Source organism: Luteibacter sp. 329MFSha, assembly GCF_900111665.1.
Lineage (GTDB): Bacteria > Pseudomonadota > Gammaproteobacteria > Xanthomonadales > Rhodanobacteraceae > Luteibacter.
The window spans coordinates 310656-333616 of sequence record NZ_FOJE01000003.1 but is presented as its reverse complement, the minus strand read 5'-3'; the positions used below and the strand labels follow the sequence as shown (position 1 = coordinate 333616).

The following is a 22961-nucleotide window of genomic DNA, read 5'->3' as shown; positions in this document are numbered from 1 at the left end:
GGGCGGGACATGCGTTGCAGCTGGGCAGAGCGAAGCGAAGTGGAGCGCGCTTACCACGATGACGAGTGGGGCGTGCCCGTGCATGACGACAGGACGCTGTTCGAGCGCCTGGCGCTGTCCACGGTGCAGGCGGGCCTCGCCCTGCGCACCGTGCTGGCGAAGCGGGCATCGTTGCGGGCGGCCTTTCACGAGTTCGACATCGACCGCGTGGCGGCGATGACCGATGCCGACATCGCCCTCGTCCTCGCCGATCGCGGTGTCATCCGGCACCGGCTGAAGGTGGAGTCGATCCGCAACAACGCCCGCGCCGCGCGGCGGATCGTCGAGGCGACCGGCTCGTTTTCCGACTTCCTGTGGACGTTCGCGCGGCCCGACGAACCACCGAGGGCGCGTCCGGACAGCGAGCCGCTACCCGGTCGCAGCGACGCGTCGGATCTCATGAGCGAGGCCTTGCGGCAACGTGGTTTTCGCTTCGCGGGCACGGCGATCTGCCATGCCCTGATGCAGTCCGCGGGCATGGTGAACGATCACGCGGTCGAATGCTTCCGCTACCGATGACGCTCCGTTCACCGCCGATGCACCGTCACCGCGGTGCCATGGCCCGATGGCAAAGACGCGAATCGGCATTTCCGGCTGGCGCTACACGCCCTGGCGCGGCGTGTTCTATCCGAAAGACCTCGCGCAGCGGCGCGAGCTGGAGTTCGCATCGCGGCAGTTTCCGACGATCGAGCTCAACGGCTCGTTCTACTCCTTGCAACGACCGGAAAGCTACCAGGCGTGGTACGACGAGACGCCCAAGGGCTTCGTCTTCGCGGTCAAGGGTCCGCGGTTCATCACGCACATGCTCCGGCTGAAGAACATCGACGCGCCACTGGCGAATTTCTTCGCTTCGGGCGTGCTCGCGCTGCGCGAGAAGCTCGGCCCGATGCTCTGGCAGTTCCCGCCGAATTTCCGTTTCGAGCCTGCCACGTTCGAGGCGTTCCTCGCCATGTTGCCTTCTTCGATGGAGGCGGCCGTCAGGCTCGGGCGCGGCCACGACGCGCACCTGAAGCGCGAGCCCTGGTTGCAGGTGGAGACGAATCACCGCATGCGGCACGCCGTGGAGATCCGGCACGAGAGTTTCGTGGATCCGGCGTTCATCGCATTGCTGCGCAAGTATGGCGTGGGCTTCGTCATTGCCGACACCGCCGGCAGATTTCCACGCTACTTCGACGTCACCGCACCCTTCGTCTATGTGCGCCTGCACGGCGACAAGAAGCTGTACGCGAGCGGCTATCGCGATGCCGCGCTCGCCGACTGGGCGCGCCGCATCCGCGCTTGGCGGCGTGGTGCGCAGCCATCGGGCGATCCGCGCATTTCGCGCGTGGCGCCCGCGAAGCGTTCGAGTCGCGATGTCTATGTGTATTTCGATAACGACATGAAGGTGAAGGCGCCGCGCGATGCCCGTTCGCTCATCGCGCTGGTGTAGCGTTTTCGCGAGCACCCATTCGCGCGCGAGCGCGCTCCCACAGGCCAGCGGAGTGTTCCGGCGCCCTCGTGAGCGAAGCGTGCCGCGGCACCACGCTCATCAGAACGGTGTTTTCCGCCGCGAGCCGCGCAGGTTTTCGATCGGGAAACTCGCGATTTCTCCGGCGCCTTCGCGCCGCGACTGTCCCGCAGGCGGGCCCCAGGCGTGACCCGTGACGACTTCCCATGTCGACGGAATGACACCGTCGCTGCGCATGGCCTCGTAGGCGTCGAGCATGCGCCGGTAATGCGTCTTGCCGGTGAGACCGCGCGGGCGCCCCGCATCGGCGTTGTTGGCGCCCAGGCCCTTCAACTCGTCGAGCAGCGCGCGTGGCGTCGGGTAGGTGAGGGTGTAGCGTTCGGCGAAGAGCACGGGATCCTTCAGGCCCTGCACGAGCATCGCGTCGCCGACATCGTGCATGTCGAGGAAGCGTGCCACGTGCGCCTGCTGGTCGGCCTCGGCCCATGCGGCGCGAAGTTCTTTCAGCGTGTCCGGCCCGAATGTGGAGAACAGCAGCAGGCCGCCGGGCTTCAGCACGCGGGCGCATTCGGCGAACAGTCGCGAGACGTCCTCGCACCACTGGAAGCAGAGATTCGAGAAGAGCACGTCGACGCTGCGATCGGGCACCGGCAACGCATAGGCGTCGGCGACGACCCGGCCGAACGGTTTCAGCCAGCTCGCGTGCTGCTTCGCCTGTTTCAGCATGGGCAGCGCGAGATCCACGGCGATGACCTGCGCCTTCGGGTAACGCTTCTTCAGCGCGGCGCTGCCGCGGCCCGTGCCGGCGCCGACGTCCAGCACGACCTCGGGCACCTGCTCGTAGAGTTCGAGACGCTCGACCAGCGTCGACTGCACTTCGCGCTGTAGCGCGTCGTGCTTTTCGTAGGTACCGGCCGCACGGCCGAAGTTGCGCCGCACCTGGCGCCGGTCGAAATGGAAGTCGCTCATGGGTTGCCGTCGGTGAACCGTGTCAGGACATCCGCCATGGCGGCGGCGTGTCCGATGAAGGGGGCATGCCCGGCGTGCGCGATCTCCTCGAAACGGCCGTGGGCGGCTTCGGCGGACCAGCGCATGGCCTCGGGATGGACAATGCGGTCGCGACGGCCGGCAATCCAGAGGCTGGGCTGACGGATGTCGTGCAGGCGCGGCCGCAGGTCGGCCGTCTCGAGCAGACGGATGCCTTCCATCAGCACGCGTGGATCGGGCTCGCCGCGCGAGAACGCGTCGGCCTTGAGCCGCCGCGTCTCCGCGACCGGATCGGGGCTGCCCATCGCTTCCAGCGCGATGAAGCGTTCCACCGTCGCCTTGTAGTCGGCTTCCAGATCGGCGGCGAGCTGGCGAACGACGGCGGCGTCGTTCCCCTGCGGCCAGTCGGCGGCGCGGACGAAGCGCGGCGTGGAGCACACGGGAACCACGGCGTCCACGGCCTCCGGTACGTCGAGCGCCGCGGTGAGGGCGACGAGCCCGCCGAGCGACCAGCCGAGCCATGTCGCGCGAGGCGTCGCGGCGGCGATGGCGCGGGCGCACGCGAGCGGGTCGAGTGGGATGTCGGACTGGCGGGAGTAGCCGTGACCCGGAAGGTCCACGACGTACATCGTGTAGCGCGAGGCGAGTTCGTCGACGAGCGGCTCGAGGATACCGCCGTGCATGGCCCATCCATGGATCATGACGAGCGGTTCCGGCCCGTCGCCACGCGTTTCGATGTGCAGGCCCGTCACGCGGGCGTTCCCGGTGCGAGCGCGGGATCGACCGTACCGCGACCGTCGAAGACGAAGCACTCGCCTCGCCAGTGCGCGCCACCCACTTCCTCGAAATACTTCAGGATGCCGCCTTCGAGCTGGAAGACGTTCTCGATGCCGATCTCGCGCATGTGGATGGCGGCCTTCTCGCAGCGGATGCCGCCCGTGCAGAACGACACGACGGTCTTGCCGTCGAAGCGCTCGCGGTCGGCGGCGACCGCCGCGGGGAATGCCGTGAAGCTGGTCAGGCCGTACTCCACCGTGCCCTCGAACGTGCCTTCGGCCACTTCGTAGTCGTTGCGGGTGTCCAGCAACACCACCGGCCGGCCGGCGTCGTCGTGGCCCTGATCCAGCCAGCGGCGCAGGTCGACGGGCAGCACGTGCGGCGCGCGTCCATCGGCAGGACGGATCGCCGGCGCGTGCATCGTGATGATTTCCTTCTTCAGCCGCACGCGCATGCGTCCGAACGGTACGGTGTCGGACCAGCTCTCCTTCGGCGCGAGGTCCGCGAAGCGCGGGTCCTGTCGCAGCCAGGCGACGAACGTGTCGATCGCCTCCCGCGGCGCGGCCAGGAAGACGTTGATGCCTTCCGGAGCGAGCAGGATCGTGCCTTTCAGCGCCAGGGCCTCGCAGCGCTCCACGATCCGCGCGCGCAGGGCGTCCAGGTCGTCGAGCCCGACGAACTTGTAGGCGGAGATGTTGAGGATCGTCATGGCGGGGCCAGGGGGATGCGACCGCTCATTATACGACCGCGACTTCCGCGGGGCGGGGCAGGCGGCCCAATGCGTCCAGCAGGCCGTCGATCCGGTCGTCGGTGTGGACCGCCGACAGCGTGATGCGCAGGCGGGCGCCGCCCTGGGGGACGGTCGGTGGACGGATCGCGACGACCAGGTACCCCTCGTCCTCGAGAGCCGACGCGGCGGCGGCCGCCGCACGGGCGCCGACCATGGGCAGCGGCTGGATCGCCGTGGCCGAAGGAAGCAGCGGCAGGCCCAATTGCGCCGCGCCCGCCCGGAAGCGGGCGATGTTGGCCGCGAGGCGTTCCCGTCGTCGTTCCGCATCCGTCCGTACCAGCCGGACCGCGGCACGCGTCGCCGCCGCGAGCGCGGCCGGCATCGCGGTGGTGTAGATCGCCGTGCGCGCGAACTGGGCGATGGCATCGATCACGCCGGCGTCGCCTGCGACGAAGGCGCCGGCGCAGCCCAGGGCTTTCCCCAGCGTACCCATCAGGACCGGCACGTCCGCGCTACCCAGTCCCGCTGCCGACACCGAGCCGGCGCCTTCCGGCCCCAGCACGCCCAGTCCGTGAGCGTCGTCGACGTACAGGGTCGCGCGGTGGGTACGGCAGACGGCGGCGAGGTCCCGCAGCGGCGCCACGTCGCCGTCCATGCTGAAGACGCCATCGGTCGCCAGCAGGGCCGGCAGCGCCGGCCGCGTGTCGAGTTGCCGCCCCGCGGCCTCCACGTCGCCGTGTGGGTAGCGACGCAGGTCCGCGCCGGCGAGCTGCGCACCGTCGATAAGGCTCGCGTGGTTGAGCTTGTCCTGGACGCACAGCGCCGTGGCGACGCCGCCGGCGGGAGGGGTGCCCGCGGCGAGCAGCGCCTGCAGCGCGCCCAGGTTGGCCATCACGCCGGTCGAGAACAGGAGCGCCCGCTCGCGGCCGGTCCATGCGGCCAGCTCTTCTTCCAGCGCGGCGTGTTCGCCGCGATGGCCGGAGACCAGGTGCGCGGCACCGGTGCCGACGCCTTCGGCGGCCGCGGCGCGCGAGAGCGCGCGGACGAGGTCCGGGTGGCTCGCCAGCCCAAGGTAGTCGTTGCCGCAGAAGTCGACGAGGGCGCGGCCCTGTACGAGGCGCTTTCCGTCGGCCAGCACGTCGCACGTCCGCGCGCGCCGGAGCAGGCCGGCGCGTTCACGCCCGGCCCGCGCCTGCTCCGCGCGGGCCAGCAGGTCCGGCCGGGTCACGCCGCGGCGTGCTCGACGATGTCCGCGTGGACGGTGCCTGGCTCGATCTCGACCTCCATCGGCTTCAGGCCAAGGCGCGCGAAGAGCTGGCGGTCGTGCTCGACATCGGGATTGCCGGTCGTGAGCAGCTTCTCGCCGTAAAAGATCGAATTGGCGCCGGCGGCGAAGCACAGCGCCTGCAGCGCGTCGTCCATCGTCTCGCGCCCGGCCGAGAGGCGCACGACCGAGGCCGGCATGAGGATCCGGGCGACCGCGATGCTGCGCACGAATTCGAACGGGTCGAGTGCCTCGGTACCGGCGAGCGGCGTGCCGGCCACCTGGACCAGGCGGTTGATCGGCACGGACTCGGGGTGCTCCGGCAGGTTGGCCAACGTCGCCAGCAGGCCCGCGCGCTGGGCGCGGGATTCGCCCATGCCCACGATGCCGCCGCAGCAGGTCTTCAGGCCCGCCTCGCGCACGTGCTCCAGCGTGTCCAGGCGATCCTGGTACTCGCGGGTGTGGATGATCTCGCCATAGAAGTCCGGCGAGGTGTCGAGGTTGTGGTTGTAGAAGTCGAGTCCCGCGGCCTTGAGCGTGTCGGCCTGCGGCTGGGAAAGCATGCCGAGCGTCGCGCAGGTCTGCAGGCCGAGCGACTTCACGGCGGTCACGATCTCGGCGACCTTCGCCACGTCGCGGTCTTTCGGCGAGCGCCAGGCCGCGCCCATGCAGAACCGGCTCGCACCGGCGTCCTTCGCGGCCTGCGCCCTCGCGAGCACGGCCTCGACGCTCATGAGCTTTTCGGCCTTGACGCCCGTGGCGTAGCGCGCCGCCTGCGGGCAGTAGGCGCAATCCTCGGGGCAGCCACCCGTCTTGATGGACAACAGCGTCGACACCTGCACGGCGTTCGGATCGTGGTGCGCGCGATGGACGGTCTGCGCCTGGAAGAGCAGGTCGTTGAAGGGCAGGGCGAAAAGGCTCTCGACCTCCTCGCGGGACCAGTCGTGGCGGATGGCTGCGGTCATGGTGGCGTTCCCGGGGCGAAGGCGCGCAGTGTGGAAACGACCGGCGCCACTGTCAACCTTAACGGCACTACGCAAGTTGACGGCTGCCTCGCGCTCCCTGCCGTACGATGAAATCGTCCCCCAGCGGAGAAATCGCATGTCTACCGGACAAGGCAGTGCCGGCAACGTTCTTGCCGCGATCTGCAGCCTCTTCATCCCGGGCCTCGGCCAGCTCGTGCAGGGTCGTGTGTTCAAGGCCCTGATCATGTTCGTCCTGGCCGCGGTGCTGTGGATCATCTGGCTCGGCTGGATCATCCACCTGTGGTCGATCATCGACGCCGCGATGTTCCGTCGCGACTGACGCGAGCGCACGCATGGACGCGTTCGACCTCCGGCGGATGGCCGCCGCCGTAAGGGCATTCGCCCTCCCGTCCCGCTGCCTCGTCTGCGGTGGGGACGGGCAGGGCGATGTGGAACTCTGCGATGGCTGCCGGTCGTCGCTGGTGAGCAACCCCTCGCGATGCGCACGTTGCGCGATCCCGCTGCCCCTGCCGGCGGCGGCCTGCGGGACGTGCCAGCGGCGGCCGCCGCCATGGCACGACATCTGGGTGCCGCTCGTCTACGCATGGCCGCTCGACCGGCTCGAGGCGCGCTTCAAGTTTTCGGGAAGCCTCGCCGCCGGACGCGCCCTGTCATCGTGCTGGATCGACGCAGGCCCACCACCGGCGATACCCGATGCCATCGTGCCGGTGCCGCTGCATCCGGCGCGACTGCGTGCGCGCGGATACAACCAGGCACTGGAGCTCGCGCGCCCGCTGGCGCGGCACCTCGGCGTGGCGGTGGCGCACGACGCGTTGCGGCGCGTCCGAGTCACCGAGGCGCAGTCGGACCTCGACGCGGTCGAGCGGCGGAAGAACGTGCGCGGCGCGTTCGCGACGCATCGTTCAACGGGAGCCGCGCACGTCGCGGTCGTCGACGACGTGATGACGACGGGTTCCACCCTGGCCGAGTGCGCGCGCGTGCTGCTCGCATCGGGCGTGCGGCGCGTCGACGTCTGGGCGCTGGCGCGGACGCCGCGGCCGGGCTGACCGGCCGGGCGTCCGTTCGCGCTCAGTGGTTGACGTACAAGGGATTGCCGAGCACGAGCAGTCCTCCGTCCGGCGCGCGGACATCCACGCGGAGCCAGTGCCGGCCGCCGTCGCCCGGCCAGTCGAACGACGCCGCGCCATCGACGGGAATCGCCTTTCCGAACTGATCCATGCGCTTCCCGTCGACCGTCACCGTCAGGACGGCGCCGGTGACGCCCGCCGTCTTCACGTCCACGTGCAGCGGCGCGCCCGCGGGTACCGCGATCGCATCGCCCATGGACGCACGTGCGCCCCCCGTCGTCGCGACGACGTCGAGCAGGCGGTCGCGCGTGCCTTCGGCGTCCACGAAGACGTGGCCAGCGCGGATGCCGTCGAGGATGCCCTCCATCGACTGTTCGCGGGCATGCACCACCGTCGTCGGCGTGCCGATCGCGCCGGCGTAGGCGTCGCGCGGATCGTCGCTGCCGTCATGGCTGTCGCTGCCGCCGATGGCCGTGATGCGCAGGCCATCGTTGAGCTGCGCCTCCCAGAACGGCAGTCCCGAGTCGGCACGCTGCGCATCGCGGCCGTTCACGACTTCGATCGCCTGGAAGCCGCGCATGTCGACGGGGCCACGCGGCGTGAAACCGCAGCCCATGCAGGTCTCGTCGTTCGGTCGGCGCGGATGGTTGATCGAGATCACGCCGTGGGCACGCGCCACGTCCGCGAGCAGCGCGTTCCAGTCCGGGACAGCCTTGCCGCCGAGACGGAAGTCCACCGTGCGCGACACGCCGAACAGGTTGGCGTGCCCCTCGAAGGTCGTCACCTCGCGCGCGGGGATGAGCAGCATCGTGTCGAAGTAGGGCTGCAGCTCGCGCAGCTCGGACACGTGCGACATCGTGTTGTGCTCCGACACCGCGATGAAGTCGAGGCCGCGCCTCGCCGCCGAGGCCACGGTGAGGAACAGCGGGCAACCGACCTTCCGCGTGCCCGAGGCGCTCGTGCAGTTGCCGTCGCTGTGCGCGGAGTGCATGTGCAGGTCGCCGCGATACCAACGATCCTGCGACGACAGCGCGGCGGTGAGTCCGTGTTCCGGACCGAACCCCTCGTCGTCCTTCGACAGCCAGACCTTCGCGGTGAACGTGGCATTCGACGCGGGCCGGATGTTGGGGATGCTGAGAAGGATGCGCCATCGGCCGGGTTCGATCGCGCCCGGCAGATAGGACGCGGTGGCGTCGGTGGCGGACACGGTGAAGCGGTGCTTGCCGCCGCCGCTCCAGCCGCGGAAGCCATCCTGCGCCTCGAACCCGCCCGGGCCGAGGAGGCCCAGGTCGATCGTGGTCTTCTCGGCGCGGCCCGTGTAGTCGACATCGACCGTGATGCGCGACGTGCCCTTCGGCACGTCGAACGGCAGCTCGCGATACGTGTGCTGGTCGCGCCCGGACAGCGCACCCGTGAGCACGAGGTCCGGAGCGCGCTCCGCCGACACCGGGGCGGCGGCGAGGCAGGCCAGCGCGATGGCGATCAGCGCGCGCATCAGAAACGGTACATCGCGGCGGCGCGGAACGAGCGGCCGAGCAGCGGACGCGCGATGAACGTGTTCGCGCCGGCATCGGCACTGGCGATCTCGCCGGCACGCGGGTTGCCTTCCGTCAGGCCCAGCGAGTTGGTCAGGTTGTCCGCGTAGAGGAACAGGGACAGCTGGCGCGTCGCGTCGAAGCGCGCGCTGGCACCGACGACGTGGTACGACGGCAGCACCACCGAGTTCGCGGTGTCGACGTAACGCTTGCCCTCGTGCTCGTACGACACCTGCAGGCGGAGGCGGCCGTCGAGCAGGTTCACGCCCGGCACGACGCGGTAGCTGACCTTGGGCACGCGGATGAGCTGGTTGCCGTCGTAGTCGCGCAGCACCGGCGCACCGGCCACCACGTCGGTATAGCTAAGGCCCTTGTACTTCGGGTCCTGCAGCGTGGCGTTGAACTGCACGTCGAACCAGCGGCTCGGGTAGAGCGTGCCTTCGAGTTCGAGGCCGTAGGTCTTCGTGTTCGCGTAGCCGGTCTGCGGGGTGGACGTGTTGCCGTTGCGATCGAAGACGTTGTTGGTGAAGCTCACGTTGTCGTACTTCGTGTAGAACGCGGTCGCGTACAGGTCCATCGTGCGGTCGCTGTACTTCCAGCCGGCTTCCGCGAGGTCCATCGTCTGCAACAGCGGCGTCGCGCTCGGGTTGGTGATGTAGGTGCTCAGGTTGGGCAGGCGGAACGCCGAGGTCCAGCGCGCGAACACGCCCTGCCGCGGCGAGAACTGCCAGTTCGCGCCAAGCGTCCAGCCGGTCTTGTCGAACGACTGGTCGTAGTGCGTGAACTGGCCATTGCCGGTCAGAACCTGCGCGGCCGCGGGCGAGCCGCCGAGGTTCACGGTCTGCTTGCCTTCGGTGTAGCCCTCCACGTTCACCTTCTCCCAGCGCACGCCGCCGTCGATGCGAAGCTCCGGCGTGATCTGCCACTCATCCGAGGCGTAGAAGGCGTTCGTCTTCGACTTGCCGCTCGCGTGCTCCCACTCGTAGCCGTAGCGGTAGAAGCCATGGTCGGTCAGCGAGCCGCGGACGTTGCCATTGGCGTCGACGCCGACGAGGTCGATCAGCCGTGCGTTGTCGCGCACGTCGGTGAGCACGGTGGACGAATAACGGTCGAAATCCTGCTCGAAGTTCGCGTGGTAGTAGCCGAAGGTGACGTCGTGCGTCTGGTCGCCGAACTCGAACTTGCGCAGGACGCGCGTGTCGTTGATGAACTCGTCCACCGGGGCCGTCACGCCGCGCAGGCCTCCCGTCACGACGAGGCCGTTGCCGTTCTGGTTGGCCACGTCGTAGACCTGCGAGGGGTTGTCGACGTAGCGGAACTGCAGCGCGGTGGCGCCGGGAATCAGGCCCAGTCGCTTGCTGTCCTGCGCGAGGAACGAGCTGGCGCTCTGCAGCGAGTTCGGGAAAACGCCGTTGCGCTGCGTGTCGGTGGTGTCGTAACGCATCGACTCGGCGAGCTTCCAGTCGTCGCCGAGGTCGTGGTCGAACTTGAACGTCGCCTGCGTGCGTTTGACGTGCGTGCCTTCGGTGTTGTCGAAGTCGTAGAGGCCACCGCCGGCCTCGCGCATGTTCAGGTGCTGCGTCTCCGGTCCCGCCAGCGTGCCGTAGTTGCCGTTGAAGCCGGGGACGGGGCGGATGTCGCCGTTGGCGTTGGTGCGCATCGGGATGCCGAGGTAGAGCGCGACCTTGTCGTCGAGGTGCTTCACGTCGAAGCTGATGTCGCCGTGTTCCAGGTCCTTCGACAGCGTGGCGCGCAGCTGGCCGCCATCGTCCGCATGGAAGCCCGGACGACGCACGCCGTCGTCGACGCGCCAGAAACCGCCGACGCCGAGCTTCCAGCCGCCGCCGACCGGCGTGCCGTACCAGAAGTCGAGCCGGTTAAGCGAGTAATTGCCGACGGTGTACTTGATCAGCCCCTCCGGCGTGTCGCCGGCCTTGCGCGGGATGAAGTTGATGGCGCCCGCCGGTGCGTTCGAATAGAACACCGACGACGGGCCGCCGCGCACCACTTCCACGCGTTCGATCGTTTCGTCCAGGCGGAAGGCCTGGTCGGCGTTGAGGTAGCCCAGCGCCGGGTCGTGCTGCACGGGGACGCCGTCCTCGAGCAGCGTGACCGAGCCGTAGCCGTCCACGGGAATGCCGCGCGCGCGAATGTTGCCCGAGGCCTCGCCGCCCGACGATTCGACCCAGAAGCCCGGCACGGACTTCACGGCCTCCGTCACGCTCGTCGGCGCCTGCATGCGCAGGCGATCCTCGTCGATGGTGGTGATCGAATAGCTCGTCTCGGCCTTCGTGCGCGATTCGACGCCCGAGCGGGCCGTCACCACCACGTTGTCGAGGTCGGTGGTTTTCTTCTCGGGGGCGCTGTCCTGGCCATGGGCGGCGGCGGAAACGAGCAGCGCGCCGACGAGCGCCGCGCGCACGGCGCGGCTGAGCTGGGTATTTCGCATCGTTGTGTCATCCGGGGAAGGGGCCGCGCGAACCCTCCCCCCGGACCGTACGTGTGCGTCGGTCCGCGGCCTCTCCGTGGGTCCGCGACCCCCGAACGTTATGCGTCACCGATGACGGATCGACTCAACTTACGTTACGACCGCATTTCAATCGAGACAAATGGTCATCGACCGCTCACGGCGTGATCACGATCACAGTGCGGATGCGATCACGATGCCGAGCCACAACGCGAGCCCGACCCAGTTGTTGTGACGGAACGCGGTCAGGCAGGCGGCACGATCGTGGTGGCGGATGAGCCACTGCTGGTACGCGAACAGGCCCGCCGTGACGACGAGCGCGATCCAGTAAGGCCACGCCAGCGACGCGCGCGTGCCCACCAGGAGCATCGTGAGCAGGAAGGTCGCCATCAGGATGCCGAGGATCGGAAGGTCGGCGTCGCCGAACAGGATCGCGGTGGATTTCGCGCCGGCCCTGATGTCCTCCTCGCGATCGATGATGGCGTACTCGGTGTCGTAGATGACCGACCACAGCACGTTGCCGATGAAGAGCAGCCAGGCGATGGGCGGCACCTCGTTCGTCACCGCCGCGAAGGCCATCGGGATCGACCAGCCGAACGCCGCGCCGAGCACCACCTGGGCCAGGTGCGTGTAGCGCTTGGAGAACGGATAGGCCGCCGCCAGGGCCGCGCCGACGAACGAAAGCCCGATGGTCAGCGGATTGGTGAACAGCACGAGGATGAACGCGAAGGCGAGCAAGGCGCCGAATACGTACAGCGCCTCGCGCGGCGTCACCCTCCCGCTGGCGATGGGACGGCCGGCGGTGCGCGCGACCTGCGGATCGAGCTTGCGATCGGCGTAGTCGTTGATCGCGCAACCGGCCGAGCGCATCGCGAACACGCCGAGCGTGAAGATGACCAGTGGCCCCACGGGCGGGAAATCCTTCGCCGCCAGCCACAGCGCCCACCAGGTGGGCCACAGCAGGAGCAGGGCGCCGATGGGCCGGTCCATGCGGGTCAGGACGAGGTAGGCATGGGCCTTTCCGCGCCAGCGCGGCGGCAGGCCCCGGACCAGGAAGGCGAGCACGCGCTCGGCGGTGGTCGAGGCGTCGGCGGGGCGTGCGGCGGGCGGCGGCGCGGCCGGTCGGCGCGGCGCCGGGGCGGGCGCCTTCCGCCGCGGGGCGGCTTTTCGGGACGTGGGGCTCATGGGCGGAAGTCTAATGGACGCCGGGGCCCCCGTTCATGGAATCATGACTCCCGCAGCGCAACACTGGGCGACATGCGCTTGTCCGGTGCCACCCCATGAGAACCCGCTACCGCCGCAGTCTCTGGATCGTCGGCGTCATCGCCATCGTGCTCGTCGCGGCGCGCATCGCGATGCCGTACCTCGTCCTCGATTACCTCAACGGGCGCCTCGCGCGGATGGGCGCGTATTCCGGGCATATCGCCGACATCGACATCCACCTGTGGCGTGGCGCCTATTCGATCGACGGGCTGACCATCACCAAGGTCGACGGCAAGGTGCCCGTGCCGCTGTTCAACACCGCGCGAGCCGACATCTCGCTGAGCTGGCGTGCGCTCGCCCGGGGCCGTCTGCGCGGGAAGATCGATTTCTACGATCCGGTGCTCAACTTCGTCGACGGCCGCGGCGAGGGGGATACGCAGACGGGTAAGGGCGTCGACTGGCGCGCGCAACTCAAGGCGCTCGCGCCCATCCGGCTCGACGAAGTCAACGTCATGAACGGCACGGTCACCTTCCACAACTTCGTCTCCCGTCCGAAGGTGGACCTGAAGATGACCGACGTGAACGCGGCGGCGAGCAATCTCACCAACGTACAGGGCGAGGGTGGCTCGCGCGTGGCCCATCTGCATGCCACCGCCAAGGTGCTCGGTGACGCGCCCCTGGAAACCAGGGCCGAATTCGATCCGCTGGAGCGTCTCGGCGATTTCCGTTACGAGCTGAGCGTCCGCAACATCAAGCTGGTGAAGGCCAACGACCTGGCCCGTGCCTATAGCGGGCTCGATTTCGCCGGCGGCGAAGGCGACTTCTTCATGGAGCTGCAGGCGAAGGACCGCCAGCTCAACGGTTATGCCAAGCCCCTGTTTCGCGGCCTGAAGATCTTCAGTTGGAAGCAGGACGTGGTCGAGGAAAAGAAGAACCCGGTGAAGCTCGCTTACGAGGCCGTCGCCGAAGGCGTCACGAAGCTGTTCAAGAACCAGTCGAAGGACCAGTTCGCGACCCGGGTTCCCATCTCGGGCAGCATCGACGCGAAGAACGTCTCGGCCATGGAGGCCATCGTCGGTGTGCTTCGCAACGCGTTCGTCGAGGCATACAAGCCGAACCTCGAACACCTGACGACGCGGCCGAAAGACGAATAGCCGACTTGGCAGGGGCGGCCAAACGCGCGAAAGTGCGGGCCAGTTTTCCAGGCAGGCAGCCGATTCCATGACCGTGACACCCCTCCACGTCCTGATCCTCGCCGCTGGCGAGGGCAAGCGGATGAAGTCCGCCTCCGCCAAGGTGCTGATGCCGCTCGCGGGCCGGCCCCTGCTGGCGCACGTCGTCGCCGCCGCGCGGGCGCTCGATCCGCAGGGCGTGCACGTGGTCTACGGTCACAACGGCGAGCAGGTGCGCGAGGCGTTCGCCTCCGACACGGGGCTCGGCTGGATCGAGCAGCGCGAGCGCCATGGCACGGGGCACGCGGTACGAACCGCGCTGGAGGCGCTCCAGGCCGACGGCAAGCTGGAAGGGCGCGTGCTCGTTCTCTACGGCGACGTGCCGCTGATCCGCGCCGAAACGCTCGCCGCGCTCGTCGGGTCGGACCAGGGCCTTGCGATGCTCGCCACGCGGCTTGCCGATCCGAAAGGCTACGGGCGCGTCGTGCTCGACGCGTCGGGCCGCGTGCGTCACATCGTCGAGGAAAAGGACGCCAGCGCCGCGCAACGCGCGATCGACATCGTCAACACCGGCATCGTCGCCGCCGATGCGCATCGCCTGCTCGACTGGACGCGGCGCCTGCGCAACGAGAACGCCCAGGGCGAGTACTACCTCACCGACGTGTTCGAGATGGCCGCGGACGAAGGCGAGCCGGCGGCGTGCGTGGATTGCGATCCCGTCGAGGCGTCGGGCGCGAACGATCCCTGGCAGCTGGCCGGGCTCGAGGCGCTGTATCGCGAACGCAGCGCACGCGCGCTCGCGCTCGCCGGCGTGCGCCTGGCGGACCCGTCGCGCCTCGACGTGCGCGGCACGGTGACCACGGGCCGCGACGTCGAGATCGATGTCAACGTCATCTTCGAAGGCGACGTGACCCTCGGCGACGACGTGCGCATCGGCCCGTTCACTCGGGTGCGCAACGCGCGACTCGCGGCGGGCACCGTCGTGCTCGCCCATTGCGATCTCGATGGCGTCGTCACGCACGGCCCGTGCACCATCGGCCCGTTCGCGCGCCTGCGGCCCGGTACCGATCTCGCCGCCGGCGTGCACATCGGCAACTTCGTGGAAACGAAGAACGCGACGATCGCCGAAGGCTCCAAGGCGAACCACCTCACGTACCTCGGCGATGCCGTCATCGGCAGCAAGGTCAACATCGGCGCGGGCACGATCACCTGCAACTACGACGGCGTGAACAAGAGCCGCACCACGATCGGCGACCGCGTCTTCGTGGGCTCGAACAGCTCGCTCGTGGCCCCGGTGACGCTGCACGACGGCGCGACGATCGGCGCCGGCTCGGTGATCACCAAGGACGCCCCGGCGGACACCCTCACGCTGTCGCGCGCGCGCCAGGCGTCCATCGACGGCTGGCAGCGACCGGTGAAGAAATCCTGAGCGCCTAGCTCCGGTAACGCCAGCCGTCGATTTCCACCAGCAGTTCCTCGCGGCAGATATCGCCGTGGAGCAGGAGCATCGGCGCTCGCGGCAGGTGCTTCGCCGCGAAAGCGCGCACGGCCTCGGCGTGCGCCGGATGCCGCACGTACGCCTTCAGTGGCGCGTCCGCGTTGAAACCCGGCGGCAGGCCGCCCGCGACGAGCAGCGCTTCGAGGTTGCGCAGCGTTTCGGCAAGCTGGGCGTCGATGTCGCCGGCGTGTGCCGACGCATGGCCGACCACGGCGGCCGTGCCGGAAATCGCCAGCACGTCGTCGGCTGGCAGCAAGGTGGCGCGCGCGAAGCTCGGCGGCGTGCGGCCGTACTGGCGCGGATACTGCCACGCGCTCACCTGGCGGGGGTTCTCCACCCGCGTGCCCGGGCGGTCGGTGGCGAGCAGGTACACCTGCAGCACGTCCCGGTCCGCGTGGTGACCGATGGCGGTGGCCGCGGGAAAGCCCTGCGCGAAGACATCGCCCATGCCGCCGATGCGGCCCGTGCAGAAATGCTTGTAGCGCTCGTCGTCATCCTCACCGGCGTTGATCGCGCCGAGGTAGTTCCAGATCCGCTGGACATGACGCTCGGGGCCTCGGGCGACGAAGCGCGAGAGCAGCTCGTACGCGTGCCGGGCGGCACCTTCGATGCCGCCATAGGCCGATTCACGGCACTCGACCGCCGCGAAGAGCCATCCGCCGCCGCGCGACCAGCGCAGGTCGCCGTCGCGGCCATGGGTCACCTCCGCGCCGACGTCCCAAGTTTCGACCACCGCGTCGCCGAACGGCTCCAGCGCGACGCGGAACCAGCGCGGATCGTCGACGGCGTCCGGGCCGTCGCCGAAGCCGAAGGCCGCCAGCGTCGTGGGACCGGGCTCGACCGGTCCGGTGCGGTAGCGGACGCGTGGCGCCGCGGGGGCTGTCGACGGCGCGGACGCGCGCATGTCACTGGCTTCGAGCATGGAGTCTTCCGTTCTGACGCTTCGTCCCATCATATCGTCCCCTCGCCGGGCGGAAGCGTGAAGCCGCCCTTCAGGAGCCTGAACGCTCCGCGGAGGGCCGCGGAAGCCGTGTGATAAACTCCGCGGCCGCTGCCATCCGGGGGGAGGCAGGAACATCCAGGACCTGGAAACGAACATGGCAACGCAGACCGCAGCACAGCAAGAACTCGCAGAACTCATCGTCACCAGCCTCAACCTGGAGACGGTGAAGCCGGCCGACATCGACCCGGAGGCGCCCCTGTTCGGCGGCGACCTGGGCCTGGACTCCATCGATGCCCTCGAGATCGCCCTCGCCGTTTCCAAGCGCTACGGCTTCCAGCTGAAGTCCGACAACCCGGACAACCGCACGATCTTCACGAGCCTGCGCTCACTGTCCGAGCATATCGAGCAGCACCGCGCGGCCGCCTGAGCCTCGCGCGTGCGCCGGGGCGGAAGGTTTCGCCCCGAACCTCAACGGCGGACGTCGTCCGCCATGCTCGTGGGCCGTAGATGCCGATGACCGAATCCGTCGACACCGCATCCTTCGTGCGTCCGCTGCGCTTCGACGCCGCGCACCCGAGCTTCGCCGGTCACTTTCCCGGCCGTCCGATCGTCGCGGGCGTCCTGCTGCTCGAGGAAGCGGCCGCCGCGCTGCGTGAATGGCGTGGCGTCGGCATCCGCCAGGTCGTCGACGCGAAATTTCTCGCGCCGCTGCTGCCGGGCGAGGACGCCGAGGTCGAGCTCGTCGCCCAGGACGCCGGCCGCGTCCGCTTCACGGTGCGGCGTGCCGGCGAGACGCTCGTGCGCGGCACGTTCGAGGCCGGCTGATGAGCCACTGGAAGCAGCGCGAAGGCGGCGGCATGTTCGCCATCTGGACGATCCGCACGATCGCCCTGGTGCTCGGCCGGTCGGTCGCGCGGCTGCTGCTCTATCCGATCACCCTGTATTTCTTCCTGCGCCGCGCGCACGAGCGCGCCGCGTCGCGGCTCTACCTCTCGCGCGTGCTCGGCCGTCCCGTGACCGGACGCGACGTGTTCCGGCACATCCACATGTTCGCCGCGACGCTGCTCGACCGGATGTTCTTCCTCGCGCGTGGCGAGAAGGACTTCCGGGTCGAGGTCGAAGGCCTCGCCGAGCTCGACCGCTGCATCGACGCCGGCCGTGGCGTGCTCCTGATCGGCTCGCACCAGGGCAGTTTCGAGGCCCTGCGCGCGCTCGGCGCGCGCCGCCCCGACGTGCCGCTGCGCGTGGTGCTCGACAAGCAGAAGACGCCCGCGCTCACGACGGTGCTCGAAGCGCTCGCGCCGGACGTCGGCGCCGCGGTCATCGACGCCTCGCTGGGTGGCGCGTCCGTCGCCCTGGCGATGGCCGAGGGTGCGGCGCAGGGCGGCATGGTGGCGCTGCTGGCGGATCGCGGGCATGCGGGCGAGGCGACGCTCGATGTGCCGTTCCTCGGCAAACCGGCGCCTTTCCCGGTCGGCCCCTGGCTGCTGGCGTCCGCGCTGAAGATTCCGGTGGTGCTGTGCATGGGCATCTACCTCGGCGGCAATCGCTACCGGCTGATCTTCGAGGCCTTCTCCGATGGCATCGAGATCCCGCGCGCCCAGCGCAAGGCCGTGCTCGAAGACATCGTCGCCCGTTACGCGGCCCGCGTGGAACACTACGCACGCGTCTATCCCTTCAACTGGTTCAATTTCTATGACTTCTGGCAAGAAATGGGTCCTGCTGCTGACGAGCCTGCTGCTTCCGCTCGCCTCCCTCGCCACTCCGACGCCTGATGCCGACGACGCGAACGCGCTGATCGCCAGCCTGCACCGGCCGGCGCCGGCACGCACGCCGTTCGCCGAGGCGCGCTTCATGCGCGTGCTGGACAAGCCTCTGGTGGTTTCCGGCGAACTCGGCTGGCTGGGTGGCGACAAGCTGGAGCGTCGCGTCGAGAAGCCGGCGAAGGAGGTCTCCACGATCGCCGACGGCGAGGTGACGCAGGAGCGCGAAGGCAAGAAGCCGCGCAGCTTCTCCCTCAATCGCGCGCCGCAGCTCAAGGTGCTGCTCGACAGCTTCGTCGCGCTGCTCGCCGGCGATCCGTCGCGGTTGTCCCAGTCGTTCGACGTCACCCTTGGTCGTGACGCGGATCGCTGGGCGCTCACGCTGACGCCGCGCGACGCGCGCGTCGCGAAGCAGATCGCGCGCATCCAGGTCTATGGCAGCGGCACGGTCGCGCGCTGCATGCGGATGGACGACGCCGATGGCGACATGTCCATCGATCTCCTCGGCGAGCTCGCCGGGAGCATGCCCGCGGCGCCGACTCGCGAAGGCCTGATCGCCCAGTGCGGCGGCGCGATGTGAGGGGGCGTCGCCTCGGCATCCTCATCGGCTGGCTCGTCGCGCTCGCGCTGCTCGGCGCGGTCGTCGCCACGCACCTGAAGGTCGGCACCGACCTGCGCAGCTTCATGCCCGCGCCGACGACGCCCGATCAGAAACTGTTGATGGACCAGGTGGGTGAGGGCCCGGGCTCGCGACTGCTGCTCGTCGCCATCGACGGCGGCGACGACGCGACCAAGGCGGCGCTCAGCCGCGGCCTCGCGTCGGCGCTGCGCAAGGACGACGGCTTCACCCAGGTCGTCAACGGCGACTTCGACCTCGGCATGCTCGACAGTTCGCTGCTGCCGTACCGGTTCCTGCTCTCGCCGACGCTCGATCACGGCGCGCTTGACGAAACGTACCTCGCGGACGAACTGCAGCAACGCCTCGACGACCTCGGTTCACCCGCCGCGACGCTGCTGAAAGGCCTGCTGCCGCGCGATCCCACGCTCGAAACACTGAAGCTCGCGGAGCGCTGGACGCCGGCGCGCTCGCCCGAGGTTCGCGAAGGCGTGTGGTTCTCGTCGAAGGGCGAGGCGCTGCTGCTCGCGCAGACGCGTGGCGCGGGTTTCGATCCGGGCGCGCAGGAGGCCGCGATCGGCCGGCTGCGCGCCGCATTCGCCGCGCTGCCCGGCAGCGGCGGCTCCCACCTCACGATCAGCGGACCCGGCTACTTCACCGTGCTGGTGAACGCCCAGACACGCGACCAGGCCGACTGGATCGGCCGTATCTCGACCATCGGCTTCATCGTGCTGATGCTCGTGGCCTACCGCAGCATCGGTGCGCTGCTACTCGGCGCGCTGCCGGTGGCGACCGGTGCGCTGGTCGGCATCGTGGCGCTGACGCTGAGCTTCCCGGAGGTCCACGGCATCACGCTCGCGTTCGGCTTCACGCTGCTCGGCGTGGCGCAGGAATACCCCATCCGGCTGCTGAGCCATCGCCGCGCGGGCGAATCGGCCGTCGCCGCCGTGCGCGGCCTGTGGCCCCTGCTGCTCACGGCGATCGCCTCGGCGTGCATCGCCTACCTCGCGTTCTACGCATCCGGCGTCGGCGGCCTGAAGCAGCTGGCGGTGTTCACCATCGCAGGATTGCTCGCCGCGGGCTTCAGCACCCGCTACATGCTGCCGTACGTGCTGCCGGAGCGCGCGCGCGACGTGTCCGGCATGCCGTGGCTCGCGTCGTTCCGCGACTGGCTCGACGCGTTGCCACGACCGCGCTGGCTACCGTTGCCGATCGTCGCCGCCGTGCTGGCGATGCTGTTCTTCGCGCCGGGTCCGTTCTGGCAGAACGATCTTTCCGCGCTGACGCCGCTTCCGCGCGACCTGCTGATGAGGGACGCGCAGCTGCGCGGTGAACTCGGCGCGCCCGACGTGCGCTATCTGCTCGTCGTGCAGGCACCGGATGCCGACGGCGTGCTCCGCGCCTCGGCGGCGCTCGAGCCACGGTTGCGCGAGCAGGTCGCGGCGAAGCACCTCGACGGGTTCGAGCTGGCCTCGATCTACCTGCCCGATCTCGCGACCCAGCGCGCGCGCCAGGCGAAGCTTCCCGACCGCGCCACCCTCGACGCGAGCCTCGACGCCGCGCTCGACGGCATGCCGTTCCGCAAGGACCTGTTCGCGCCGTTCGAGGACGACGTCGAAACGGCACGCCACGCCGCGTTGCTGACGCCGGAGATGTTCGCCCGTTCGCCCCTGGGCCAGCGCATCGCGTCGATGCTCGCGCACCGCGACGGTCACTGGGTCGGTTTGTCCACGCTGAGCGGCGTGCACGACGCGTCCGCCGTGGCCGCCGCCGTCGCATCGGCCGGCGTCGACGCGCGCCTGCTCGACCTGAAGGACGCGTCGGAATCGCTGGTCGTGGCGTACCGCACGCGCATTCTCCACGCCGTGCTGGCCGCCACGGCGTTGCTCTTCCTCACGATCACGCTCGCGCTGCGCAGCGTGCGACGCGCGTGGCACGTGCTGGCGCCGATGACGCTGGCCACGTTCCTCGTGCTCGCCGTCGAGCGCATGCTCGGCATTCCGATTTCGCTGTTCCACCTCGTGGCGCTGATCCTCGCCGCCGGTCTGGGACTGCATTACGCGCTGTTCTTCGAGCGCGACACCGGCGATCCGGCGGAGCAACGGCGCACGTTGCACGCCACCGTGGTCTGCGTGATCGCGGCCCTGCTGGTGTTCGGCATGCTGGCGTGGTCCTCGATCCCCGTGTTGCGCGCCATCGGCCTCACGGTGGCGCTCGGCGTCGGCTTCCATTTCTGCCTGTCGATCCTCATGGCCCCGCATGCTCGCAAAGACTGACTTCGTCGATCTCATCCCGCATGCCGGCGACATGTGCCTGCTGGATGCCGTCGTGGCATGGGACGAGGGATCCATCCATGCGCGCAGCACGAGCCACGTGCTCGCCGCGCACCCGCTTCGTGGCGCCGGCGGCATGCACGCGGTGCACCTCGCGGAATACGGTGCGCAGGCGATGGCCGTGCATGGCGCCTTGCGTGGTCGCGACGAGGCCCGCACGGCGCCGCGTCCCGGCATGCTCGTGAGCCTGCGCGGCGTGAAGCTGGCGGTGGATCGCGTCGATACGCTGGAAGGCGCGCTCGACGTGCACGCCGAATGCCTCATCGCCGATGCCTCCGGCGCGCAGTACGCGTTCCGCATCCTTCACGAAGGCCGGGAAATCGCCTCCGGCCGCGCCGCGGTGATCCATCCCGAAGGGTGAATCGCCGGCCCGGAGGGGCTTGAAAGGTGACTGATGAGGAGCCTGACCGCCACCCTCCGGACCGACGGAGAACAGTGTGGCCGCAGGGCGTCTCATGGATCGCGACGCTGGCGCAGGGTGGGAGCCGATCGTATCGGCGATCCCGCGGCAGCGGGCCCGGCGCGGCGACGTATCAGGCCACCGCGGGAAACAGCGCCATCCGCTCCGACTCCGTGTCCGCGAGATGCCCATACCCCTCGCGCACGGCAGGATGATCCACCGCGGCACGTTCGACGATCGTCGCCGCCAGCGCGCGCATCATGCCCACGTTGCGTCGCAGGCGCGCGACCAGCGCCTCGTCGTCGAGGCGGTCGTGGAGCGTGCCGTTCATGTCGGCGAACCAGGCCAGGTCGCGCTGGTCGAGCATCGCGCGCGGGTTGCGTCGTTCCGACACCTCGTGCCAGCGCTGGAAGAACGCCTGCATCGTCGTGTTGAGCTCGGTGGCCTCCGCGAACTCCGGCCCCATGCGCGCGATGAAATCCGAGTCGCCGAGGCGGCCCTGGAACACGATCTGGCAGAGGACGCCCCAGTAGTACGCGTAATCCCAGATCACCTTGACCGGAAGCACCTCGGGATCGCCGAACAGGTTGTACTGCCCGCGGTACATGCGCAGCGTGCCTTCGTAGAACGAGAAGAACAGCCGTTCGTAGTGGCGCGCGTGGGGCGCGAGTTTCTCGCCACGGCGATCGAGTCCGACCAGCAGCGTGATGTACGTGTTCGCGATCGCGATGAAGTCGCTGCCGGGCGAATAGAACGGGTCGAGGAACGCACCCGCTTCGCCCGTGAGCGCCCAGCGGTCCGGCGAGAACATCCGCGAGCAGCCGTACGAGAAGTGGCGGAAGAAGGCGAAGTCGAGCAGCTTCTCGCGCCGCGATTCGACGTGCCGCGCGACCAGTGGCTGATGTTCGCGCATCCATTCCAGCGCGAGGTCGAACGTCTTCATGCCTTCGAGCGGATGCATCGCGGCGTCCGCGACGATGCCAACCGAATGCGCGCCCGAAGCCAGGGGAATCAGCCATACCCAATAGCCCGGGCCGACGAGATGGTTCGTGGAACGCCAGCGTTCGGGCGGATGGCAACGGTCCTTCCATTCGGCGTCGTCGCACCAGTCGTCGATCGCGAGGCGGTCGTCGATGCGGAACCACACGGCGTTCGCGTGGTGACCGTTGTCGCGCGTGAGGTCGAGCTTGCGCCGCATCAGCCCTGCACGGCCCGAGGCGTCGAGCAGCCAGCGGGCGCGAAGCACGTCGTCGCCCTCGGCGGTCGACACGCGGATCGTATGGTCGGCCTCGCCTGGGCCCACGTCGAAGCCGCGCACGGTCACGCCTTCGCGGAAATCGATCCCGCGACGTCGGGCTTCGTCGCCGAGGAAGTTCTCGAGGATGCCGCGGTCGATCTGGTAGCTGGGCGTGGGAAGCACCGCGCTGACGCCGAGCTCGGTGACGTCGGCGATGTCGTCGAGGCCCTCGGAGAAGAAGAAGCGGAAGCCGAACTTGCGGATGTGCCGGGTTTCGAGATGGTCGCGCAGGCCGATCACGTCGGCGAAGTAATGCGCGGCGATCTCGACGGTCGACTCGCCGACCTTGTGCGCGGCCTCGGGCAGGGGACGGCCCTGGCGTTCGAGCACGACGATATCCATGTCCGGATACGCGCCCTTGAGCTGCATCGCGAGGGAGAGCCCCGCGAGTCCACCGCCAAGTACCACCGCGTCGTGCGTCTTCCCATCCATTCGAT

General features: G+C 69.2%; 22 protein-coding genes. 12 read left to right on the top strand and 10 right to left on the bottom strand.

Going from position 1 to position 22961, the window contains the following annotated elements; translation table 11 throughout:
* Nucleotides 1-9 precede the first annotated feature (9 nt).
* Together BMW54_RS15545 and BMW54_RS15540 are read left to right on the top strand one after the other, a co-directional pair.
* Nucleotides 10-558: a DNA-3-methyladenine glycosylase I gene (locus BMW54_RS15545; protein ID WP_090057777.1), complete on the top strand. Its 549-nt coding sequence runs from the start codon at nucleotides 10-12 to the stop codon at nucleotides 556-558.
* Nucleotides 559-604: 46 nt separating this feature from the next.
* On the top strand, nucleotides 605-1468 hold the full coding sequence (locus BMW54_RS15540) for a DUF72 domain-containing protein (RefSeq protein ID WP_090057774.1): 864 nt from the start codon (nucleotides 605-607) through the stop codon (nucleotides 1466-1468).
* A 99-nt stretch (nucleotides 1469-1567) separates the two neighbouring features.
* Here the strand turns inward: BMW54_RS15540 and bioC are convergent, their stop codons facing one another.
* Genes bioC through bioB form a run of 5 tightly spaced genes read right to left on the bottom strand, consistent with a single transcriptional unit; the run spans nucleotide 1568 to nucleotide 6209 of the window.
* The gene (gene bioC / locus BMW54_RS15535; protein WP_090057771.1) at nucleotides 1568-2455 is read right to left on the bottom strand and encodes a malonyl-ACP O-methyltransferase BioC; all 888 of its coding nucleotides are present in this window, start codon (nucleotides 2453-2455) and stop codon (nucleotides 1568-1570) included.
* Complete coding sequence (bioH, locus tag BMW54_RS15530; protein ID WP_256374603.1) at nucleotides 2452-3225, bottom strand: pimeloyl-ACP methyl ester esterase BioH; 774 nt, start codon at nucleotides 3223-3225, stop codon at nucleotides 2452-2454. The genes bioC and bioH overlap by 4 nt, the downstream gene beginning before the upstream one ends.
* On the bottom strand, nucleotides 3222-3959 hold the full coding sequence (locus BMW54_RS15525; RefSeq protein ID WP_090057770.1) for a sulfurtransferase: 738 nt from the start codon (nucleotides 3957-3959) through the stop codon (nucleotides 3222-3224). The genes bioH and BMW54_RS15525 overlap by 4 nt, the downstream gene beginning before the upstream one ends.
* A 28-nt stretch (nucleotides 3960-3987) precedes the next feature.
* Entirely contained in the window at nucleotides 3988-5208 is a 1221-nt protein-coding gene (locus tag BMW54_RS15520) for an aminotransferase class I/II-fold pyridoxal phosphate-dependent enzyme (RefSeq protein ID WP_090057767.1), read from the bottom strand.
* Nucleotides 5205-6209: a biotin synthase BioB gene (gene bioB, locus BMW54_RS15515; RefSeq protein ID WP_090057766.1), complete on the bottom strand. Its 1005-nt coding sequence runs from the start codon at nucleotides 6207-6209 to the stop codon at nucleotides 5205-5207. The genes BMW54_RS15520 and bioB overlap by 4 nt, the downstream gene beginning before the upstream one ends.
* Nucleotides 6210-6345: 136 nt before the next feature.
* Here bioB and BMW54_RS15510 point away from each other — a divergent pair, with 136 nt between their 5' ends.
* A complete protein-coding gene (locus BMW54_RS15510) occupies nucleotides 6346-6549 on the top strand; it encodes a hypothetical protein (RefSeq protein WP_090057763.1) in 204 nt (67 codons plus the stop codon).
* Nucleotides 6550-6562: 13 nt separating this feature from the next.
* Nucleotides 6563-7276, top strand: coding sequence for a ComF family protein (locus BMW54_RS15505; protein ID WP_090057762.1), 714 nt, complete (start codon nucleotides 6563-6565; stop codon nucleotides 7274-7276).
* A 22-nt stretch (nucleotides 7277-7298) separates the two neighbouring features.
* Here BMW54_RS15505 and BMW54_RS15500 read toward each other — a convergent pair whose 3' ends face one another.
* From BMW54_RS15500 to ubiA, 3 genes are all read right to left on the bottom strand, one after another.
* Nucleotides 7299-8792 (bottom strand): CehA/McbA family metallohydrolase, encoded by a 1494-nt coding sequence (locus tag BMW54_RS15500; protein WP_090057758.1) that lies wholly within the window; start codon nucleotides 8790-8792, stop codon nucleotides 7299-7301.
* Entirely contained in the window at nucleotides 8792-11281 is a 2490-nt protein-coding gene (locus tag BMW54_RS15495; protein ID WP_090057755.1) for a TonB-dependent receptor, read from the bottom strand. The genes BMW54_RS15500 and BMW54_RS15495 overlap by 1 nt, the downstream gene beginning before the upstream one ends.
* Nucleotides 11282-11473: 192 nt before the next feature.
* Nucleotides 11474-12364: a 4-hydroxybenzoate octaprenyltransferase gene (ubiA, locus tag BMW54_RS15490; protein ID WP_254779403.1), complete on the bottom strand. Its 891-nt coding sequence runs from the start codon at nucleotides 12362-12364 to the stop codon at nucleotides 11474-11476.
* 215 nt (nucleotides 12365-12579) lie between these two features.
* Here ubiA and BMW54_RS15485 point away from each other — a divergent pair, with 215 nt between their 5' ends.
* Nucleotides 12580-13656 (top strand): AsmA family protein, encoded by a 1077-nt coding sequence (locus tag BMW54_RS15485; RefSeq protein ID WP_090057749.1) that lies wholly within the window; start codon nucleotides 12580-12582, stop codon nucleotides 13654-13656.
* A gap of 67 nt (nucleotides 13657-13723) precedes the next feature.
* On the top strand, nucleotides 13724-15103 hold the full coding sequence (glmU, locus tag BMW54_RS15480) for a bifunctional UDP-N-acetylglucosamine diphosphorylase/glucosamine-1-phosphate N-acetyltransferase GlmU (protein ID WP_090057746.1): 1380 nt from the start codon (nucleotides 13724-13726) through the stop codon (nucleotides 15101-15103).
* Between the two features lie 4 nt (nucleotides 15104-15107).
* Here the strand turns inward: glmU and BMW54_RS15475 are convergent, their stop codons facing one another.
* Nucleotides 15108-16094, bottom strand: coding sequence for a chorismate transformation FkbO/Hyg5 family protein (locus BMW54_RS15475; RefSeq protein WP_254779398.1), 987 nt, complete (start codon nucleotides 16092-16094; stop codon nucleotides 15108-15110).
* 175 nt (nucleotides 16095-16269) lie between these two features.
* Between BMW54_RS15475 and BMW54_RS15470 the strand changes: the two genes are divergently transcribed.
* From BMW54_RS15470 to BMW54_RS15445, 6 genes are all read left to right on the top strand, one after another.
* The gene (locus BMW54_RS15470) at nucleotides 16270-16542 is read left to right on the top strand and encodes a phosphopantetheine-binding protein (RefSeq protein ID WP_090057743.1); all 273 of its coding nucleotides are present in this window, start codon (nucleotides 16270-16272) and stop codon (nucleotides 16540-16542) included.
* 86 nt (nucleotides 16543-16628) lie between these two features.
* Nucleotides 16629-16940 (top strand): ApeI family dehydratase, encoded by a 312-nt coding sequence (locus tag BMW54_RS15465; protein WP_090057867.1) that lies wholly within the window; start codon nucleotides 16629-16631, stop codon nucleotides 16938-16940.
* Entirely contained in the window at nucleotides 16940-17890 is a 951-nt protein-coding gene (locus BMW54_RS15460) for an LpxL/LpxP family acyltransferase (RefSeq protein WP_090057741.1), read from the top strand. Before BMW54_RS15465 ends, BMW54_RS15460 begins: the two co-directional genes overlap by 1 nt.
* Nucleotides 17811-18458 (top strand): LolA-related protein, encoded by a 648-nt coding sequence (locus BMW54_RS15455; protein ID WP_090057738.1) that lies wholly within the window; start codon nucleotides 17811-17813, stop codon nucleotides 18456-18458. Before BMW54_RS15460 ends, BMW54_RS15455 begins: the two co-directional genes overlap by 80 nt.
* Nucleotides 18455-20770, top strand: coding sequence for an MMPL family transporter (locus BMW54_RS15450; RefSeq protein ID WP_254779396.1), 2316 nt, complete (start codon nucleotides 18455-18457; stop codon nucleotides 20768-20770). Before BMW54_RS15455 ends, BMW54_RS15450 begins: the two co-directional genes overlap by 4 nt.
* Nucleotides 20754-21188: a hotdog family protein gene (locus BMW54_RS15445; protein ID WP_090057733.1), complete on the top strand. Its 435-nt coding sequence runs from the start codon at nucleotides 20754-20756 to the stop codon at nucleotides 21186-21188. The genes BMW54_RS15450 and BMW54_RS15445 overlap by 17 nt, the downstream gene beginning before the upstream one ends.
* A 172-nt stretch (nucleotides 21189-21360) precedes the next feature.
* On the opposite strand, the gene BMW54_RS15440 is transcribed toward BMW54_RS15445, so the two are convergent.
* Nucleotides 21361-22956 (bottom strand): NAD(P)/FAD-dependent oxidoreductase, encoded by a 1596-nt coding sequence (locus BMW54_RS15440; RefSeq protein WP_090057731.1) that lies wholly within the window; start codon nucleotides 22954-22956, stop codon nucleotides 21361-21363.
* Nucleotides 22957-22961 lie beyond the last annotated feature (5 nt).

What these genes read in the sequence shown, in the direction of transcription:
- BMW54_RS15545 (WP_090057777.1), top strand. Translation starts at nt 10, where the DNA reads ATGCGTTGCAGCTGGGCAGAGCGAAGCGAAGTGGAGCGCGCTTACCAC.
- BMW54_RS15540 (WP_090057774.1), top strand. Translation starts at nt 605, where the DNA reads ATGGCAAAGACGCGAATCGGCATTTCCGGCTGGCGCTACACGCCCTGG.
- bioC (WP_090057771.1), bottom strand. Translation starts at nt 2,455, where the DNA reads ATGAGCGACTTCCATTTCGACCGGCGCCAGGTGCGGCGCAACTTCGGC.
- BMW54_RS15525 (WP_090057770.1), bottom strand. Translation starts at nt 3,959, where the DNA reads ATGACGATCCTCAACATCTCCGCCTACAAGTTCGTCGGGCTCGACGAC.
- bioB (WP_090057766.1), bottom strand. Translation starts at nt 6,209, where the DNA reads ATGACCGCAGCCATCCGCCACGACTGGTCCCGCGAGGAGGTCGAGAGC.
- BMW54_RS15510 (WP_090057763.1), top strand. Translation starts at nt 6,346, where the DNA reads ATGTCTACCGGACAAGGCAGTGCCGGCAACGTTCTTGCCGCGATCTGC.
- BMW54_RS15505 (WP_090057762.1), top strand. Translation starts at nt 6,563, where the DNA reads ATGGACGCGTTCGACCTCCGGCGGATGGCCGCCGCCGTAAGGGCATTC.
- BMW54_RS15500 (WP_090057758.1), bottom strand. Translation starts at nt 8,792, where the DNA reads ATGCGCGCGCTGATCGCCATCGCGCTGGCCTGCCTCGCCGCCGCCCCG.
- BMW54_RS15495 (WP_090057755.1), bottom strand. Translation starts at nt 11,281, where the DNA reads ATGCGAAATACCCAGCTCAGCCGCGCCGTGCGCGCGGCGCTCGTCGGC.
- BMW54_RS15485 (WP_090057749.1), top strand. Translation starts at nt 12,580, where the DNA reads ATGAGAACCCGCTACCGCCGCAGTCTCTGGATCGTCGGCGTCATCGCC.
- glmU (WP_090057746.1), top strand. Translation starts at nt 13,724, where the DNA reads ATGACCGTGACACCCCTCCACGTCCTGATCCTCGCCGCTGGCGAGGGC.
- BMW54_RS15475 (WP_254779398.1), bottom strand. Translation starts at nt 16,094, where the DNA reads ATGCTCGAAGCCAGTGACATGCGCGCGTCCGCGCCGTCGACAGCCCCC.
- BMW54_RS15470 (WP_090057743.1), top strand. Translation starts at nt 16,270, where the DNA reads ATGGCAACGCAGACCGCAGCACAGCAAGAACTCGCAGAACTCATCGTC.
- BMW54_RS15465 (WP_090057867.1), top strand. Translation starts at nt 16,629, where the DNA reads ATGACCGAATCCGTCGACACCGCATCCTTCGTGCGTCCGCTGCGCTTC.
- BMW54_RS15460 (WP_090057741.1), top strand. Translation starts at nt 16,940, where the DNA reads ATGAGCCACTGGAAGCAGCGCGAAGGCGGCGGCATGTTCGCCATCTGG.
- BMW54_RS15455 (WP_090057738.1), top strand. Translation starts at nt 17,811, where the DNA reads ATGACTTCTGGCAAGAAATGGGTCCTGCTGCTGACGAGCCTGCTGCTT.
- BMW54_RS15445 (WP_090057733.1), top strand. Translation starts at nt 20,754, where the DNA reads ATGCTCGCAAAGACTGACTTCGTCGATCTCATCCCGCATGCCGGCGAC.
- BMW54_RS15440 (WP_090057731.1), bottom strand. Translation starts at nt 22,956, where the DNA reads ATGGATGGGAAGACGCACGACGCGGTGGTACTTGGCGGTGGACTCGCG.